This window comes from Thermaerobacillus caldiproteolyticus (genome assembly GCF_015326725.1).
Classification (GTDB): Bacteria; Bacillota; Bacilli; order Bacillales; family Anoxybacillaceae; genus Thermaerobacillus; species Thermaerobacillus caldiproteolyticus.
In genome coordinates this window covers 2,125,193-2,141,925 of the sequence record NZ_CP064060.1, presented here as the reverse complement: position 1 = coordinate 2,141,925, position 16,733 = coordinate 2,125,193, and the positions used below count along the sequence as shown (strand labels likewise).

Below are 16,733 nucleotides of genomic sequence, written 5' to 3'. Positions count from 1 at the left end.
CCGATGGAAAAAGAACAACAAGAAATGGTGCAAGAACAAGAACTGGCTACATATGAACAAGAACAACATCCAACAGTGAGTGAGGAAGAAAAAGAACACGGGCAAACGGAAGAACAACAAGAACAAGACCAATTAAAAGCAAAAGATGAATTAGCGGAAGCAAACAAAAAAATTGCCGAGCTTGAAGGAAAACTTCAAGATATGGAGAACCGTTATCTTCGTTTGCACGCGGATTTTGATAACTTCCGACGCCGTACAAGGCTTGAGTTTGAAGCGGCGGAAAAATATCGTGCTCAAAGTTTAATCACCGATCTTTTACCTACTTTAGATAATTTTGAGCGCGCCTTAAAGATCGAAGCGGAGGATGAAAAATCGAAATCTATTCTTCAAGGAATGGAAATGGTATATCGCTCGCTAGTTGAGGCGCTAAAAAAAGAAGGAGTTGAAGCGATCGAGGCGGTCGGAAAACCGTTCGATCCACATTTGCATCAAGCGGTGATGCAAGTGGAAGATAACAACTACGAACCGAATACCGTTGTCGAAGAGTTACAAAAAGGATACAAATTAAAAGATCGTGTGATTCGTCCGGCAATGGTAAAAGTTAGTCAATAAGTACAGGAGGGTGATGTCAATGAGCAAAATTATTGGGATTGACTTAGGTACGACAAACTCTTGCGTTGCCGTATTAGAAGGCGGCGAGCCGAAAGTTATTCCAAACCCAGAAGGTAACCGTACGACTCCGTCTGTCGTGGCGTTTAAAAACGGTGAGCGCCAAGTGGGAGAAGTAGCGAAGCGCCAAGCAATCACAAACCCAAATACCATCATTTCTATTAAACGTCATATGGGGACTGACTACAAAGTCGAAATCGAAGGAAAACAATACACACCGCAAGAAATTTCTGCTATCATTTTACAATACCTAAAATCTTATGCAGAAGATTATTTAGGCGAGCCAGTGACAAGAGCGGTCATTACCGTTCCGGCTTACTTTAACGATGCGCAACGTCAAGCAACAAAAGACGCAGGACGTATCGCCGGATTACAGGTAGAGCGTATTATTAACGAGCCAACAGCCGCAGCGCTTGCTTACGGTCTAGATAAAATGGAAGAAGATCAGACGATTCTTGTCTACGACTTAGGTGGCGGTACATTCGACGTATCGATTCTTGAATTAGGAGACGGTGTATTCGAAGTAAAAGCGACTGCCGGTGATAACCATCTTGGCGGTGACGATTTCGACCAAGTCATTATCGACTACTTAGTCGAAGAATTTAAAAAAGAGCATGGCATTGACTTATCCAAAGACAAAATGGCATTGCAACGTCTAAAAGATGCGGCAGAAAAAGCGAAAAAAGACCTTTCTGGCGTCACACAAACGCAAATTTCCTTGCCGTTTATCAGCGCTAATGAAACTGGTCCGTTACACTTAGAAATGACATTAACGCGCGCTAAATTCGAAGAGTTGTCCGCTCATCTTGTCGAGCGCACGATGGGTCCTGTTCGCCAAGCGTTGCAAGATGCGGGATTAACTCCAGCTGATATCGATAAAGTTATTCTTGTCGGTGGTTCAACGCGCATTCCAGCTGTACAAGAAGCGATTAAGAGAGAAATCGGAAAAGAGCCGCATAAAGGCGTTAATCCTGACGAAGTTGTTGCCATCGGTGCAGCGATTCAAGGCGGCGTCATTGCCGGCGACGTAAAAGATGTCGTTCTTCTTGACGTTACGCCGCTTTCATTAGGTATTGAAACAATGGGTGGTGTCTTCACGAAATTAATTGAACGCAACACAACTATCCCAACAAGTAAATCGCAAATTTTCTCAACGGCAACCGATAACCAAACAGCAGTGGACATTCACGTCTTACAAGGGGAACGTCCAATGGCAGCTGACAACAAAACTCTCGGTCGCTTCCAACTAACGGATATCCCACCTGCTCCGCGCGGTGTGCCGCAAATTGAAGTAACATTTGACATTGACGCAAACGGAATCGTTCACGTTCGTGCAAAAGATTTAGGTACAAATAAAGAGCAATCTATTACGATCAAATCTTCGTCTGGTCTTTCTGAAGAAGAAATTCAGCGCATGATTAAAGAAGCAGAGGAAAACGCTGAAGCGGACAGAAAGCGGAAAGAAGAGGCAGATCTTCGTAATGAAGCTGATCAGCTAGTGTTCACAACGGAAAAAACATTAAAAGAGCTTGAAGGAAAAGTCGATGAGGCCGAAGTGAAAAAAGCTCAGGAAGCAAAAGATGCACTAAAAGCCGCACTCGAGAAAAACGATATTGAAGACATTCGCACAAAGAAAAATGCTCTCCAAGAAATCGTGCAACAATTATCTATCAAATTATATGAACAAGCGGCAAAACAAGCGCAAGCTCAACAAAATAACGGAGCAGATGGCGCGAACAAAAAGGATGACAATGTCGTTGATGCAGAATTTGAAGAAGTAAAAGACGACAAATAATGGCTTCTTATTTGAAAAAGTCAAAGTCAGGCCTGTCTTGGCTTTGACTTTTTTGAAAGATAAACAATAATAGATGTTAAAGAGAAAATGGTTTAACTTCAGCGCCCAGCCGCTCGGGAGCACATGAATCCCGGTGAGGTGACAAGCCACCTCTCCATGGGGTGAAGAACATTCGCTCATCGCGGCTAAGCAGGGCGCTTACGCTTTTCTTAGTATAAAAATATTGCATGTTAAAAGAAACGAATGGTACAATTAGCTTCATGTGAGTGAATCGGGAGTGGATGCTGATGGCGAAACGAGATTATTATGAAGTTCTCGGAGTTAGCAAGAACGCAACCAAAGAGGAAATAAAAAAAGCATACCGGAAACTTTCCAAACAATATCATCCAGATATTAATAAGGCGCCTGATGCAGCGGAAAAATTTAAAGAAATTAAGGAAGCATATGAAGTACTAAGCGATGATCAAAAACGGGCGCATTACGATCAGTTTGGCCATGCAGAACCAAATCAAGGGTTCGGCGGCTTTAGTAGCGATGATTTTGACTTTGGCGGCTTTAGTGGGTTCGGCGGTTTTGAAGATATCTTCAGCTCATTTTTCGGTGGCGGACGGCGACGTGATCCGAATGCACCGCGTGCTGGAGCCGATTTACAATATACGATGACATTGACGTTTGAAGAAGCGGCATTCGGAAAAGAAACTGACATTGAAATTCCGCGAGAAGAAACGTGCGACACGTGCCACGGGTCTGGGGCGAAACCGGGGACGAAAAAAGAAACGTGCTCACACTGCCACGGCACAGGTCAAATCAGCATTGAACAAACAACGCCGTTTGGACGCATCGTCAATCGAAGAACGTGTCATTACTGCGGCGGAACGGGACAATTCATTAAAGAAAAGTGTACGACATGCGGTGGAAGCGGTCGCATCAAAAAGCGCAAAAAAATCCATGTCAAAATCCCGGCTGGAATCGATGATGGTCAACAGCTGCGAGTGGCCGGTCAAGGGGAGCCAGGGATCAACGGCGGTCCTCCAGGCGATTTATACATTGTATTCCGCGTAGAACCTCATGAATTTTTCGAACGTGATGGAGATGATATTTATTGTGAAATCCCACTTACGTTTGCACAAGCTGCGCTTGGGGATGAAATTGAAGTGCCGACCCTTCATGGAAAAGTGAAGCTGAAAATTCCTGCTGGTACGCAGACAGGAACAAAATTCCGTCTAAAGGGAAAAGGTGTGCCAAACGTACGCGGGTATGGCCATGGAGATCAACATATTATCGTTCGTGTAGTGACGCCGACAAGATTAACGGAAAAACAAAAGCAATTATTGCGTGAATTTGACGAATTAGGTGGTCAAAGCATGCATCAGGGAGAGCAAGATAGTTTTTTTAAAAAGGTCAAAAAAGCGTTTAAAGGGGAATAATCAGAAAGGAGCGAGTTGGTAGATTTTATGAAATGGTCAGAAATTAGTATCCATACGACACATGAAGCGGTAGAAGCGATTTCGAATATTTTGCATGAGGCAGGAGCTGGCGGAGTCGTCATTGAAGATCCGTTTGATTTACTAAAAGAGCGGGACACTTCCTTCGGGGAAATCTACCAACTCAATCCTGACGACTACCCGGAGGAAGGAGTCATCATTAAAGCCTACTTGCCTGTCAACAGCTTTTTAGGCGAAACAGTGGAAGAGATTAAACAAGCGATCAATAATTTAATGCTATATGATATTGATATTGGAAAAAATAAAATTACAATTAGTGAAGTAAACGAAGAAGAATGGGCAACCGCATGGAAAAAATACTACAACCCGGTAAAAATTTCTGAAAAGTTTACGATCGTACCGACATGGGAGACGTATGAGCCTGTCTCGAGTGACGAGCTTATTATTGAATTAGACCCGGGCATGGCATTTGGCACCGGAACACATCCGACAACGGTTATGTGTATTCAAGCGTTAGAAAAATGTGTGAAGCCGGGAGATAATGTCATTGATGTCGGCACAGGCTCTGGCATTTTAAGCATTGCTGCTGCGATGCTGGGCGCCAAATCTGTTCAAGCGCTCGACTTAGATCCGATCGCTGTCGATAGCGCGAGACTCAATGTCAAGTTAAACAAAGTTCAACACATCGTGACAGTTTCGCAAAATAATTTATTGGATCGCGTGGAAACTAGAGCCAACGTCATTGTCGCGAACATTTTAGCCGAGATTATTTTACGTTTTGTTGACGATGCGTATCGCCTCCTAGAACAAGGCGGATGTTTTATTACGTCAGGAATCATCCAAGCGAAGAAACAGGAGGTTAAAGATGGTCTTGTCAAAGCGGGATTTGTCATTGAAGAAACGTTAGTGATGGAAGACTGGGTCGCGTTTATCGCGAGAAAAGTGTGAAAAGAAGGTGTCGCTTTGCAACGGTATTTTGTTTCGGACGAACAGATTGTCAACAGAGAGCACATCGTCATTGACGGAGATGATTATCATCATATCGTGCGCGTCATGCGCATGAACGAAGGGGACGGACTCATTTGCTGTAGTGAACATAGCGAAGTAGCGCTATGTCAAATTGAACAAATTACCAATGAGAACGTCATCGTCCGTATTATACAATGGATAGAAGAACAAACCGAACTACCGATTCAAATTTATATTGCTCAAGGGCTGCCGAAAGGGGATAAACTAGAGCTTGTCATTCAAAAAGGAACAGAGCTTGGCGCTTTCTCGTTTATCCCTTTTACGGCGGCTCGCTCTGTTGTAAAATGGGATGCGAAAAAGGCGGATAAAAAGCTGGAACGATGGAGAAAAATCGCCAAAGAAGCGGCAGAACAATCGCACCGTGCAAGAATTCCCGATATTTATGCGCCGATGTCGATACATGAATTAATCCAATTTGCTGCGACGGTCGATTATAAGCTCGTTGCTTACGAAGAAGAAGCGAAAAAAGGGGAGCATGCGGCTTTAGCAAACATCCTGCGTCAAATGAAACAGGGACAGTCGCTGCTTGCTCTTTTTGGTCCCGAAGGAGGAGTTTCTGAACAAGAAATGGTGTTATTAAAGGAAAATGGTTTTCTTCCTTGCAGTCTTGGACCGAGAATTTTACGAACGGAAACAGCCCCGCTCTATTTACTTGCAGCGGCTTCCTATGAATTTGAACTCATGTGAGGTGAAGCAATCATGCCGACAGTAGCGTTTCATACGTTAGGTTGTAAAGTCAACCATTACGAAACAGAAGCAATTTGGCAATTATTTAAACAAGCCGGCTACGAACGAAAAGAGTTCGAAAGCCGAGCAGACGTTTATGTCATTAACACATGTACAGTCACGAATACAGGTGATAAAAAGAGCCGTCAAGTTATTCGCCGTGCGATTCGAAAAAACCCGGATGCCGTCATTTGCGTCACCGGATGTTATGCACAAACATCTCCAGCTGAAGTGATGGCGATTCCTGGTGTCGATATTGTGATCGGTACGCAAGATCGCGCGAAAATTCTTGACTACATTGAACAATTTAAGAGGGAACGTCAGCCGATTAACGGAGTCAGCAATATTATGAAAGCGCGCGTATACGAAGAATTGGATGTTCCGGCGTTCACGGACAGAACACGCGCTTCTTTAAAAATTCAAGAAGGCTGCAACAATTTTTGCACGTTTTGTATTATTCCATGGGCGCGCGGATTAATGCGTTCACGCGATCCGAAGGAAGTCATTCGTCAAGCACAACAGCTTGTTGATGCAGGGTATAAAGAAATTGTGTTAACCGGCATTCATACGGGCGGTTACGGCACAGATATGAAAGACTATAATTTTGCCGCCTTGCTTCGCGATATTGACGAGCAAGTTGTCGGCTTAAAACGGCTTCGCATCTCATCGATTGAAGCAAGTCAAATTACGGACGAAGTGATTGACGTATTAAAACGTTCCGATAAAATTGTTCGTCATTTGCACATCCCGCTTCAATCTGGCTCTAACGAAGTATTGAAGCGGATGCGCCGCAAATATACAACAGAATTTTTTGCCGAACGCTTAAAGCGGTTGCGTGAAGTATTCCCAGAGTTAGCCGTTACGTCTGATGTCATTGTCGGTTTCCCGGGAGAGACAGAAGAGGAATTTATGGAGACGTACAACTTTATTCGTGAACAACGCTTTTCTGAGCTTCACGTCTTTCCGTATTCGAAGCGGACAGGCACGCCGGCAGCGCGAATGCCAAATCAAGTTGATGAAGAAGTTAAAAATGAACGCGTTCATCGCTTAATTGCCCTTTCTGACCAGCTTGCGAAAGAATACGCGTCACAATTTGAAGGACAAGTGCTCGAGGTGATTCCGGAAGAGCGATATAAAGAAGAGCCGGAGAGCGGTTTATATGCCGGTTATACAGACAACTACTTGAAAGTGAAATTCCCAGCGACAGAAGACATGGTCGGTCAACTTGTGAAAGTAAAAATTACAAAAGCGGGATACCCGTATAACGAAGGTGAATTTGTTCGCGTTGTTGCTGATGATGTGCCTCAACAAATAAAGTTAAGCTCGTAACCCAGCTAGGAAGGCTGGGTTTTTGTTTACATGCAATTTTCCGGATAAACTAAACTAGTTTTTGCAAAAAAATAATGATATGATGATAGAGGTCAGACTTCTGCAAATAAGAAAGGAGAATGTAGTCAACATGGCAAACGATATTGCAAAAATGATTGATCATACATTATTAAAGGCAGATACAACAAAAGAGCAAATCGTTAAATTGTGTGAGGAAGCAAAACAATATAATTTTGCGTCCGTTTGCGTCAATCCAACGTGGGTAGCGACAGCGGCAGAGCTATTAAAGGGAACGGATGTTAAAGTATGTACTGTTATCGGCTTTCCTCTCGGGGCAAACACGCCAGAAACAAAGGCGTTTGAAACGAAAAATGCGATTGAAAACGGTGCAACCGAAGTCGATATGGTCATTAATATTGGCGCGTTAAAAGATGGAAACGACGAGCTTGTTGAGCGCGATATTCGCGCGGTTGTTGATGCGGCAAAAGGAAAAGCGCTTGTTAAAGTGATTATCGAAGCATGCTTGCTTACAGAAGAAGAAAAAGTGCGCGCCTGTGAATTAGCCGTAAAAGCCGGTGCAGACTATGTGAAAACTTCAACTGGCTTTTCTACAGGTGGCGCAACGGTTGAGGACGTTGCGCTTATGCGGAAAACTGTTGGGCCAAACATCGGCGTAAAAGCGTCTGGAGGCGTTCGCGACCTTCAAAGTGCCGAAGCGATGATTCAAGCGGGAGCAACGCGCATTGGTACAAGTTCAGGTGCCGCTATCGTTCAAGGAAAAACAGCAACAACTGATTATTAATCGTCTTTTTGATGAAGAAACAGCATTGCCTTTTCAATCCAATTAGTAAACGGCAAAGCTACAACAGAACAAATTACATTAAACAGTACACTTACATGGGCCAATTGTACATCAGGTGCAGCAGAGAGCGTTTTAGTAAATGAAGCGAGCGGTTCAATGAAAAAATAAAAAGCGGTGACGCCTATAACATTGAACCATAAATGAGTGTACGCAGTGAGTTTCGCTTCTCTGCTTGAACCGATACTTGCTAAAAGACCTGTGACACATGTACCGATATTGGCGCCGAGAAGAATGGCGATGCCAGCTGGCAGTGTCAATAGTTGTTCGACAAGAAAGCTCATGGCAATCCCGATCGTTGCCGCACTTGACTGAATGATCGACGTAAGAACAGCACCGATTCCAATTCCGAGTAATGCGGAGTCGTTTGTTTTTCGTAACCATTCATTCACCACTGGATAGGTAGATAGCGGTTCGGCCAGTTGACGAAATCCGTCCATCGCAAAAAACAAACAAGCAATCCCGACGATTGTCATTCCTACACTAAGAGTGAAACGATGGCGGACAAAAAAGACGAGAAGCGCGCCAAGCAATAACATCGGAATAATGCTTTTGCCTAAGTCAAGTGTAATGATTTCCGTAGTGATTGTCGAACCGATATTGCTGCCTAAAATAATTCCGATCGATTGCCGAAACGTGAAATAACCGGTTGTCACAAGGCCAACGGTAATGACCATCACCGCAGAACTGCTTTGAAGCAAAGCGGTAACCACTATTCCCGTCAAAAATCCTTGCAACGGGGTTTTTGTAAAGCGTAATAGCCATTGTTTTAACTGTTGCGCCGAAAGGGAGTAAAGACCGGATTTCATCATGAACATACCAAGCAAGAAAATGCCCACATAGACCGTAAACCATATTAATAGTTGCATCACTTGTTCTCTCTCCTTTCACCATATTGTATGGACAAGGAAGAGAGACAATGACAGTTTTTTAGTTGACCTACAATATTGCATATATTATAATTGACAAGTACACATTTGGTAACATAAATGTAAGTGGTGTTGTTCGGAGGGAGGGAAGTAGGATGTCAAAAACAATCGTTCGTAAAAACGAGTCGCTTGAAGACGCTCTTCGTCGCTTCAAACGTGCTGTTTCAAAAACAGGCACATTGCAAGAAGCTAGAAAGCGTGAATTTTATGAAAAGCCAAGCGTAAGACGTAAGAAAAAGTCTGAAGCGGCTAGAAAGCGCAAGCATTAAAAGAGGGTGTATTTATGGGTCTTCTTGAGCGTTTAAATGATGATATGAAACAAGCGATGAAAAACAAGGAAAAAGAAAAACTCTCCGTCATTCGGATGTTGAAAGCAGCATTGCAAAACGAAGCGATTAAGCTTGGCAAAAGTCAACTATCGGAAGACGAAGAGCTGACAGTGCTTTCTCGCGAATTGAAACAGCGTAAAGACTCCCTCCAAGAATTCGAAAACGCTGGTCGTTCAGACCTTGTGGAAAAAACAAAAGCAGAAATTCAAATTGTTGAATTATATATGCCAAAGCAATTGACAGAAGAAGAGCTCACGCAAATCGTGAAAGAGACGATTGCCGAAGTGGGAGCTACTTCGAAAGCGGATATGGGCAAAGTGATGGGAGCGATCATGCCAAAAGTAAAGGGCAAAGCAGATGGTTCTCTCGTCAACAAGCTTGTCCAACAGCATTTGTCTTCATAAAAAGCTGTCTCATTTTAATGAGACAGCTTTTTTTATCGTGATGTATTGTAAAAATGTGCTACAACCCCCTTTTCTCTCATATGTATGAGATGAAAGGGGGTTCTTTTTTATGGTCAAGAAGTGGCGACAGCGCATGAGAAGTTGGCTTACAAATAAACTGGAACTACCCGCTGACATTGTCATGGACCTTCCCCGCATTACGATGATTGGACAAATACATATTTATATTGAAAATCATCGCGGCTTGCTCACGTTTAGCGATAAAGAATTGCGGTTGCTATTGAAACAAGGACAGCTTCTCGTTCGCGGAGAGCAGTTTGTGATTAAAACAATTTTGCCCGAAGAAATTTTACTACAAGGGAAAATTAACCAAGTAATTTATATAGATGAATAATGTTTTCGGGAGGAAAAATGATGAAAAACCAGTGGTTGAGCTTGTTCATAGGCAGTGTAAGGGTCAAAGTACAGGGAAGAGGTGCTGAACGATTCATTAATGCTTGCCTACGCAACGGTATTACTGTTTGGGACGTGAAAAAGCATAGTGAAGATATAACGACATTTTTCATTCTCCTGAAAGATATACCAAACGTGCGCGCTGTTGTGAGAAATAGTGAATGCAAGCTTTATTTTATCGGGAAAAACGGTTTCCCTTTTTTCCTAAAAAAAATGGTTTCCAATATCGGGTTTATGGTAGGAATAAGTTTATTTTTCATTATGGTTTTCCTGCTTTCCAACATGGTATGGAACATTCAAATTAAAGGGGCAAAACCCGAGACGGAATATCGAATTATGAAGGAATTACAGCGAATGGGAGTAGAAAAAGGAGCATTTCAATTTCTTATTGACGATCCCGAAACGATTCAGCGAAAACTAACGAACCGTGTTGAGACGATTACGTGGGTCGGTGTAGAGCTAAAAGGCACAACTTTTTATTTTCAAGTCGTTGAAAAAAAGCAGCCGAAAGAGACGAAACGAATCGGTATGCAACATTTAGTGGCGAAGAAAAAGGCAGTGATTACGGACATGTTTGTCGAAGAAGGACAACCAGTCATTTCCGTTCATGACCATGTCAAAAAAGGACAAATTCTAGTATCCGGTATTATCGGGAAAGAAGGACAAACCAAACTCGTGCCAGCGCGCGGAAAAATTTTTGGCGAAACATGGTACAAGTCTACCGTTGTCCTTCCATTACAAGCATCATTTCATGTATTGACAGGAAAGTATGTAGAAAAGCATTATATTACTATAAAAAACATTTTGATTCCTGTCTGGGGATTTAAAAAACCGCCATTTTCACATTATAAAATCGACCAGCAAAAAAAAGCGCTGCGCTTTTGGCGCTGGGAACTTCCAATCTTTTATGAGCGCGTCATTTATCGAGAAACTGAAGAGGTAACAAGAAACTATTCGTGGGAAGAAGCGCTTCAAAAAGCAAAAGAAATTGCTCGGAAAGAATTAAAAGCGAAATTGGAGGAAGATGCTTCCATTAAAGGGGAAAAAGTTTTGCATGAAGCGAAAGAGAATGGTAAAGTAAGAGTAGAGATGCATTATCAAGTGATTGAAAATATCGCTATACCACAACCTATTGTTCAAGGAGACTAAAGGATGTCAGAAGAGTTCGTAACAATTAGCCAACAAGTAGAAAATGCAAACGAAGCGATTGCACTTTTTGGCATTCATGATGTCCATCTAAGGCGAATGGAGCAAGAGTTAGGTGTTTCCATTGTGACGAGAGGAGAGCTTGTGAGCGTCTCCGGTAGTCCAGAGCACGTTCAGCTCGTTGAGGACGTATTGCGCCATTTATTAGTCGTCATTCGCAAAGGCATTGCCATTAGCGAACGCGATGTTATGTATGCGATCCAAATGGCGAAAAACGGTACGCTTGAATATTTCATCGAGCTATATGAAGAAGAGATTACGAAAAATGCAAAAGGAAAACCGATTCGTGTTAAAACGCTAGGACAACGTCAATACGTGACAGCGATTAAAAAACATGACCTTGTGTTTGGAATTGGACCGGCGGGAACAGGGAAAACGTATTTGGCTGTGGTCATGGCCGTCAATGCGTTAAAAGGTGGCCATGTCAAGCGTATCATTTTGACACGTCCAGCGGTGGAAGCTGGAGAAAGTCTGGGATTTTTGCCAGGGGATTTAAAAGAAAAAGTCGATCCGTATTTGCGTCCGCTTTACGATGCTCTTCATGATGTGCTGGGAGCAGAGCATACGCAACGCCTAGTGGAACGCGGAACGATTGAAATTGCGCCGCTTGCGTATATGCGTGGGCGAACCTTAGAGGATGCGTTTGTCATTTTAGACGAAGCGCAAAATACAACACCAGCACAAATGAAAATGTTTTTAACACGATTAGGATTCGGTTCCAAAATGGTCATTACCGGCGATATTTCACAGGTCGATTTACCGAAGGGAGTCAAATCAGGGCTAGCGGTAGCCAAAGAAATTCTGCCAGCTATCGGTGATATTTCATTTGTATTTTTGGAACAGACAGATGTTGTTCGTCATCCGCTTGTCGCGAAAATTATCCAAGCCTATGATCAAGCCGGGATATAAAGAAAGAAAAGACCCATCGTGCTTTTGTATGGGTCTATTTCTTTAGCAGGCAAAGTGAGGGAAAACCATTGGAGAGGATTCGTTTTTTTCTTGAGCATGTGAAACATGTGCGCATCATTCGTTATATTTTATTGACGTTTTTGGCATTGCTTATGGTTACGGTGCTTTATTATCATGTGAAACCGCAACAATACTCGATTCGCCCTTTTGATATTTCCAAGGAAACGATTCGGTCGCCGATTACGATTGAAGATAAAGATACAACCGAAAAACTGAAAAAAGAGGCAGCAGAGAAAGTAACAGACGTTTATACATTAAAAAAGGAATATGCAGAAAATCGTGTTGATTTAATTTCATCGTTATTTACAACGATTTTAGACATTCAGGAAGAGACGGGATCGTTAAAAAACGATTCAGAAATAATAAAGAAGTTAAAGGAGCGTTTGCCGCAAGAATGGTTTACGTATTTATCTGAAGATGAGTGGATAAGATTATTGACTGCCAAAAGTGAAGAAATAAGGGTGGCAAAGGAAGCATCGGTGACAGCTGTTCATTCCATTATGAACGAGCCGATTACACAAGAAGAGCTGCAAAAAGCCAAAATGCGCGTGCAAAATGAGTTGAAATACGTGATGCTTCCCTCGTCTTTAAAAGATATTGTCACGAAGTTGACAAAAGAAGCGATTATTCCAAACGTGATTTATGATCGCGCTGCTACGGAAGAAAAGCGAAGACAAGCAATGGATGAAGTGAAACCGGTAAAAATTTTACAAGGGCAAATTATTGTCGAGGAAGGGCAATTTATTACGAACGAAATTTATCATCAGCTCAAGCTTGTTGGATTGTTGGAAAATGATCACTCCATCCAGCCTTTTATCGGGCTTCTTCTTTTAGTAATATTATTAATAGCTCCTATCATTTATGGTTTTACGCGGTGGATCGATGATGGTCAACAAACGAATACGTATTTATTGATTTATGTCACGATTTTTACTATTACTGTTATCATTATGGAGCTGATTCGTTTACTTCCGGAAAGCGACACCTTTTCAACCGGCTATCTCGTCCCTGTTGCGTTCGGAACGATGCTTACCCGCATTTTATTGAGCGAACGGCTTGCCATCATGACGAGCGTTATTTATTCGATCTGCGGGAGTGTGATATTTAACGAAGGAATGAACGGCACCTTTCACGCTTCCATCGCAGTATACTTGTTAACAAGCGCTTTAGCGGGAAGTCTGTTTCTACAAAAAGAGCTGCGCAAAGCAAAAATTTGGCAAGCGGGCTTTTTCGTTTCGTTTATCAATATTGTCGTCATGTTAGCGATGATATTGATGAAAAATGGCCATTATTCGATGATGGAAATGAGCATGTTTTTATTAATGGCGCTTGCTTCAGGATTTTTCTCGGCGATCTTCACTATCGGCTTGCTGCCATTTTTCGAAGCGAGCTTCGGAATTTTATCATCGATGAAGCTCATTGAACTTTCGAACCCTAACCACCCATTGCTGCGAAAAATTTTAACGGAAGCACCAGGTACTTATCACCATAGCATTATGGTAGCCAATTTAGCCGAAGCAGCGTGTGAAGCGATTGGGGCGAACGGCTTGTTAGCTCGAGTGGCTTGTTATTATCATGATATTGGAAAAACAAAACGTCCGCGCTATTTTATTGAAAACCAAATCGGCGGAAATCCACATGACCAATTATCGCCGCAATTAAGCAAAAATATTATTATTGCCCATGTAACAGATGGGGTCGCTATTTTAAAAAAATACCGAATGCCAAAAGAAATTATTGATATTGCTGAGCAGCATCACGGTACAACGCTGTTGAAGTACTTTTATCATAAAGCGACGCAACAAATGGATTATGTATTAGAAGAGGAATTCCGTTATCCGGGACCAAAACCGCAAACGAAGGAAGCAGCGGTGATTAGCATTGCTGACAGCGTCGAAGCAGCGGTCCGGTCGCTAGCAAATCCATCACAAGAGAAAATTGAAAAACTTGTCCGCAGCATTATTGCTGACCGGCTTCAAGATAATCAATTCAATGAATGTGATATTACATTAAGGGAATTAGAGCTTGTCGCTAAATCGCTTTGCGAAACGCTCAACGGCGTCTTTCATTCGCGAATTGAATATCCAGACATTCGAAAGGAAAAGGTGAAATAAGCATGAAATTACACATTGATTTTATTGACGAAACAAACGAAGTAACGGAAGAACAACGAAAGATTATCGAACAGTTGTTGAATTATGCTGCCGAGATCGAACAAGTTTCTGAGGGGGCAGAAGTGAGCATTTCCTTTGTTGATAATGAGCAAATTCGCGTCATCAATCGCGACTATCGCGGCAAAGACCAGCCCACTGATGTTATTTCTTTTGCACTTGAGGAAATGAGTGATGGAGAAGTTGAAATTGTTGGAGCTGATTTGCCGCCTGTGCTTGGTGATATTGTGATTTCCGTCCCGAAAGCTAAAGAGCAAGCGGAAGAATACGGGCATTCGTTCATGCGCGAACTCGGGTTCTTAGCGGTTCATGGCTTTTTGCATTTATTGGGCTATGACCACGAAACCGAGGAAGAAGAAAAAGAAATGTTTGCAAAACAAAAACAAATCCTTGAGCAGTACGGGTTAACAAGATAAAACATGAGAAGTTGGAAACGCGAAGCGAAAAGTTTTGTCTATGCGTGGACGGGAATCGTGATGGCGATAAAAGAGGAATCGCATATGAAAGTTCATTTGTTTTTTGCCTTCATCGCCATTGTTGCTGCCTTCATTGTCAATATTTCAAAAACGGAATGGCTCATTTTATTGGTAACAATAGGGATGGTCATTAGTTTAGAAATGGTGAATACGGCGCTAGAACGTGTCGTTGATTTAACGACACAAGAACTGCACCCGCTTGCAAAAGCGGCGAAAGATATTGCTGCTGGCGCTGTTTTAGTAGGAGCAATGATCTCTGTCATAATCGGTATCATCATTTTTTTGCCATATATCATATAAGTGATGAAATGAGAAAATTCTAATTTTTCTGTTACATTTTTGTAAAGAGAGATGAAATTTTCATCAATTTATTGTAAAATAAAAAAGAAGGAGTTTTACTCCTTTGCTAATTGAAGAAGCAAAAAAGCATGAGAATATTTACGTTCCTTACTCAAAATGTAAAGTCGGTGCCACTTTATTGACAAGGGAAGGCAAAGTATACCGCGGCTGTAACATTGAAAACGCTGCCTATAGCGTATGCAATTGTACAGAACGAACCGCGTTGTTTAAAGCTTATTCAGAAGGAGAACGAGAATACGTGGCGTTGGCGGTGATTGCCGATTCCGATCGTCTGGTGCTGCCTTGTGGGGCATGTCGCCAAGTCATTTCCGAATTATGTCCACCAGATATGAAGGTGGTTTTGGCAAATTTAAATGGTGATACAACTGAACTAACTGTGAAAGAACTACTATCAGAAGCATTTTTAGCGGAGGATTTGCATGAATAGAGAAGGATATAAATCAGGATTTGTTTCGATTATCGGTAGACCGAATGTTGGAAAATCGACGTTTTTAAATCGCGTCATTGGACAAAAAATCGCCATTATGAGCGATAAACCACAAACGACGCGTAATAAAATTCAAGGTGTATATACAACTGACGATGCACAAATCATTTTTATCGACACACCAGGAATTCATAAACCAAAGCATAAATTGGGCGATTTTATGATGAAAGTCGCGCAAAACGCCCTAAAGGAAGTTGATTTAATCTTGTTTATGATTAATGCCGAAGAGGGGTTCGGTCGCGGAGACGCGTTTATTATTGAGCGTCTTAAAGAAATAAAAACACCTGTCTTTTTAGTCGTCAATAAAATCGACCAAGTTCATCCTGATGAATTGCTGCCGCTTATTGACCACTATAAATCGCTGTATTCGTTTGCTGAAATTGTCCCGATTTCAGCGCTCCAAGGAAACAACGTAGAAACATTGATCGAACAAATTAAAAAGTATTTGCCGGAAGGACCGCAATATTATCCGCCTGATCAAGTGACCGACCACCCTGAACGGTTTATTATTGCGGAATTGGTTCGAGAAAAAGCGCTTCATTTAACGCGCGAGGAAGTTCCGCATTCAATCGCTGTTGTCGTTGATACGATCGAACGGCGTGAAGATAGCCAGACCGTGTATGTCGGCGCAACGATTATTGTTGAACGCGATTCGCAAAAAGGGATTATTATTGGAAAACAAGGACGAATGCTAAAGGAAATTGGACAGCGTGCCCGTATGGATATTGAAGCGTTGCTTGGCTCGAAAGTATTTTTAGAACTTTGGGTAAAAGTGCAAAAAGATTGGCGAAATAAGCTGTCGCAGTTGCGCGATTTCGGATTTAGGGAAGATGAATATTAATTTAAATTTAGCAAATTTTACGTAACATAAACGTTTCGTAGCAAGACCAACCTATAAATAGATTGAATAACAAGCTATGCTGTAAGGGCGGAAAGGTGTGGTTCGATGCTAGAATTCACATGGAAGCTGTTTAGCCAAACAGGGAATATCGACACATATCTCCTTTTTAAAGAGCTTGAAAGAGAATATCAACCGAATGGCGATGAACAAGAAAATGAAGTAAGCGAAATGGATCAGCCGATTTTCTAAGCTGCTT

General features: G+C 42.2%; 19 protein-coding genes. 18 read left to right on the top strand and 1 reads right to left on the bottom strand.

All coding sequences use genetic code 11. The features are described 5' to 3' along the window. The first annotated feature begins 3 nt into the window (after positions 1–3). The 7 genes from grpE to deoC all read left to right on the top strand — a co-directional run bounded on the left by grpE (position 4) and on the right by deoC (position 7,795). Positions 4–612, top strand: a complete 609-nt coding sequence (gene grpE / locus ISX45_RS10740; protein ID WP_194518958.1) for a nucleotide exchange factor GrpE — start codon at positions 4–6, stop codon at positions 610–612. A 19-nt stretch (positions 613–631) separates the two neighbouring features. After that, positions 632–2,464, top strand: a complete 1,833-nt coding sequence (gene dnaK, locus ISX45_RS10735; protein WP_194518957.1) for a molecular chaperone DnaK — start codon at positions 632–634, stop codon at positions 2,462–2,464. Between the two features lie 287 nt (positions 2,465–2,751). Further along, on the top strand, positions 2,752–3,891 hold the full coding sequence (gene dnaJ / locus ISX45_RS10730; protein WP_194518956.1) for a molecular chaperone DnaJ: 1,140 nt from the start codon (positions 2,752–2,754) through the stop codon (positions 3,889–3,891). Between the two features lie 27 nt (positions 3,892–3,918). Next, positions 3,919–4,857 carry a 50S ribosomal protein L11 methyltransferase gene (gene prmA, locus ISX45_RS10725; RefSeq protein ID WP_181554457.1) on the top strand — a complete coding sequence of 313 codons (939 nt, stop codon included), beginning with the start codon at positions 3,919–3,921 and terminating at the stop codon, positions 4,855–4,857. Between the two features lie 15 nt (positions 4,858–4,872). Then, a complete protein-coding gene (locus ISX45_RS10720) occupies positions 4,873–5,625 on the top strand; it encodes a 16S rRNA (uracil(1498)-N(3))-methyltransferase (protein ID WP_181554456.1) in 753 nt (250 codons plus the stop codon). Between the two features lie 12 nt (positions 5,626–5,637). Further along, positions 5,638–6,993 carry a tRNA (N(6)-L-threonylcarbamoyladenosine(37)-C(2))-methylthiotransferase MtaB gene (gene mtaB / locus ISX45_RS10715; RefSeq protein ID WP_194518955.1) on the top strand — a complete coding sequence of 452 codons (1,356 nt, stop codon included), beginning with the start codon at positions 5,638–5,640 and terminating at the stop codon, positions 6,991–6,993. A 130-nt stretch (positions 6,994–7,123) separates the two neighbouring features. Beyond that, positions 7,124–7,795, top strand: a complete 672-nt coding sequence (gene deoC / locus ISX45_RS10710) for a deoxyribose-phosphate aldolase (protein ID WP_194518954.1) — start codon at positions 7,124–7,126, stop codon at positions 7,793–7,795. Here the strand turns inward: deoC and ISX45_RS10705 are convergent. Next, positions 7,792–8,721, bottom strand: a complete 930-nt coding sequence (locus ISX45_RS10705; protein WP_194520684.1) for a Na/Pi symporter — start codon at positions 8,719–8,721, stop codon at positions 7,792–7,794. The two genes, deoC and ISX45_RS10705, sit on opposite strands and share 4 nt — an antisense overlap. A 155-nt stretch (positions 8,722–8,876) precedes the next feature. Here ISX45_RS10705 and rpsU point away from each other — a divergent pair, with 155 nt between their 5' ends. From rpsU to ISX45_RS10650, 11 genes are all read left to right on the top strand, one after another. Next, complete coding sequence (rpsU, locus tag ISX45_RS10700) at positions 8,877–9,050, top strand: 30S ribosomal protein S21 (protein ID WP_027407847.1); 174 nt, start codon at positions 8,877–8,879, stop codon at positions 9,048–9,050. 14 nt (positions 9,051–9,064) lie between these two features. Then, positions 9,065–9,514 (top strand): GatB/YqeY domain-containing protein, encoded by a 450-nt coding sequence (locus tag ISX45_RS10695; protein WP_181554453.1) that lies wholly within the window; start codon positions 9,065–9,067, stop codon positions 9,512–9,514. Positions 9,515–9,623: 109 nt separating this feature from the next. Continuing rightward, entirely contained in the window at positions 9,624–9,908 is a 285-nt protein-coding gene (gene yqfC, locus ISX45_RS10690) for a sporulation protein YqfC (protein ID WP_181554452.1), read from the top strand. A 20-nt stretch (positions 9,909–9,928) separates the two neighbouring features. Next, positions 9,929–11,116 (top strand): sporulation protein YqfD, encoded by a 1,188-nt coding sequence (yqfD, locus tag ISX45_RS10685; RefSeq protein ID WP_194520683.1) that lies wholly within the window; start codon positions 9,929–9,931, stop codon positions 11,114–11,116. A gap of 3 nt (positions 11,117–11,119) precedes the next feature. Beyond that, positions 11,120–12,082, top strand: coding sequence for a PhoH family protein (locus ISX45_RS10680; RefSeq protein ID WP_194518953.1), 963 nt, complete (start codon positions 11,120–11,122; stop codon positions 12,080–12,082). A 68-nt stretch (positions 12,083–12,150) separates the two neighbouring features. After that, on the top strand, positions 12,151–14,256 hold the full coding sequence (locus ISX45_RS10675; protein ID WP_228485537.1) for an HD family phosphohydrolase: 2,106 nt from the start codon (positions 12,151–12,153) through the stop codon (positions 14,254–14,256). Positions 14,257–14,258: 2 nt separating this feature from the next. Then, the gene (gene ybeY / locus ISX45_RS10670) at positions 14,259–14,729 is read left to right on the top strand and encodes an rRNA maturation RNase YbeY (RefSeq protein WP_181554449.1); all 471 of its coding nucleotides are present in this window, start codon (positions 14,259–14,261) and stop codon (positions 14,727–14,729) included. A 3-nt stretch (positions 14,730–14,732) separates the two neighbouring features. After that, positions 14,733–15,089: a diacylglycerol kinase family protein gene (locus tag ISX45_RS10665; protein WP_194518952.1), complete on the top strand. Its 357-nt coding sequence runs from the start codon at positions 14,733–14,735 to the stop codon at positions 15,087–15,089. Between the two features lie 103 nt (positions 15,090–15,192). Next, positions 15,193–15,576 (top strand): cytidine deaminase, encoded by a 384-nt coding sequence (locus ISX45_RS10660; RefSeq protein WP_194518951.1) that lies wholly within the window; start codon positions 15,193–15,195, stop codon positions 15,574–15,576. Then, on the top strand, positions 15,569–16,477 hold the full coding sequence (gene era, locus ISX45_RS10655; RefSeq protein ID WP_194518950.1) for a GTPase Era: 909 nt from the start codon (positions 15,569–15,571) through the stop codon (positions 16,475–16,477). Before ISX45_RS10660 ends, era begins: the two co-directional genes overlap by 8 nt. 105 nt (positions 16,478–16,582) lie before the next feature. After that, positions 16,583–16,726: a YqzL family protein gene (locus ISX45_RS10650; protein WP_181554445.1), complete on the top strand. Its 144-nt coding sequence runs from the start codon at positions 16,583–16,585 to the stop codon at positions 16,724–16,726. Positions 16,727–16,733 lie beyond the last annotated feature (7 nt).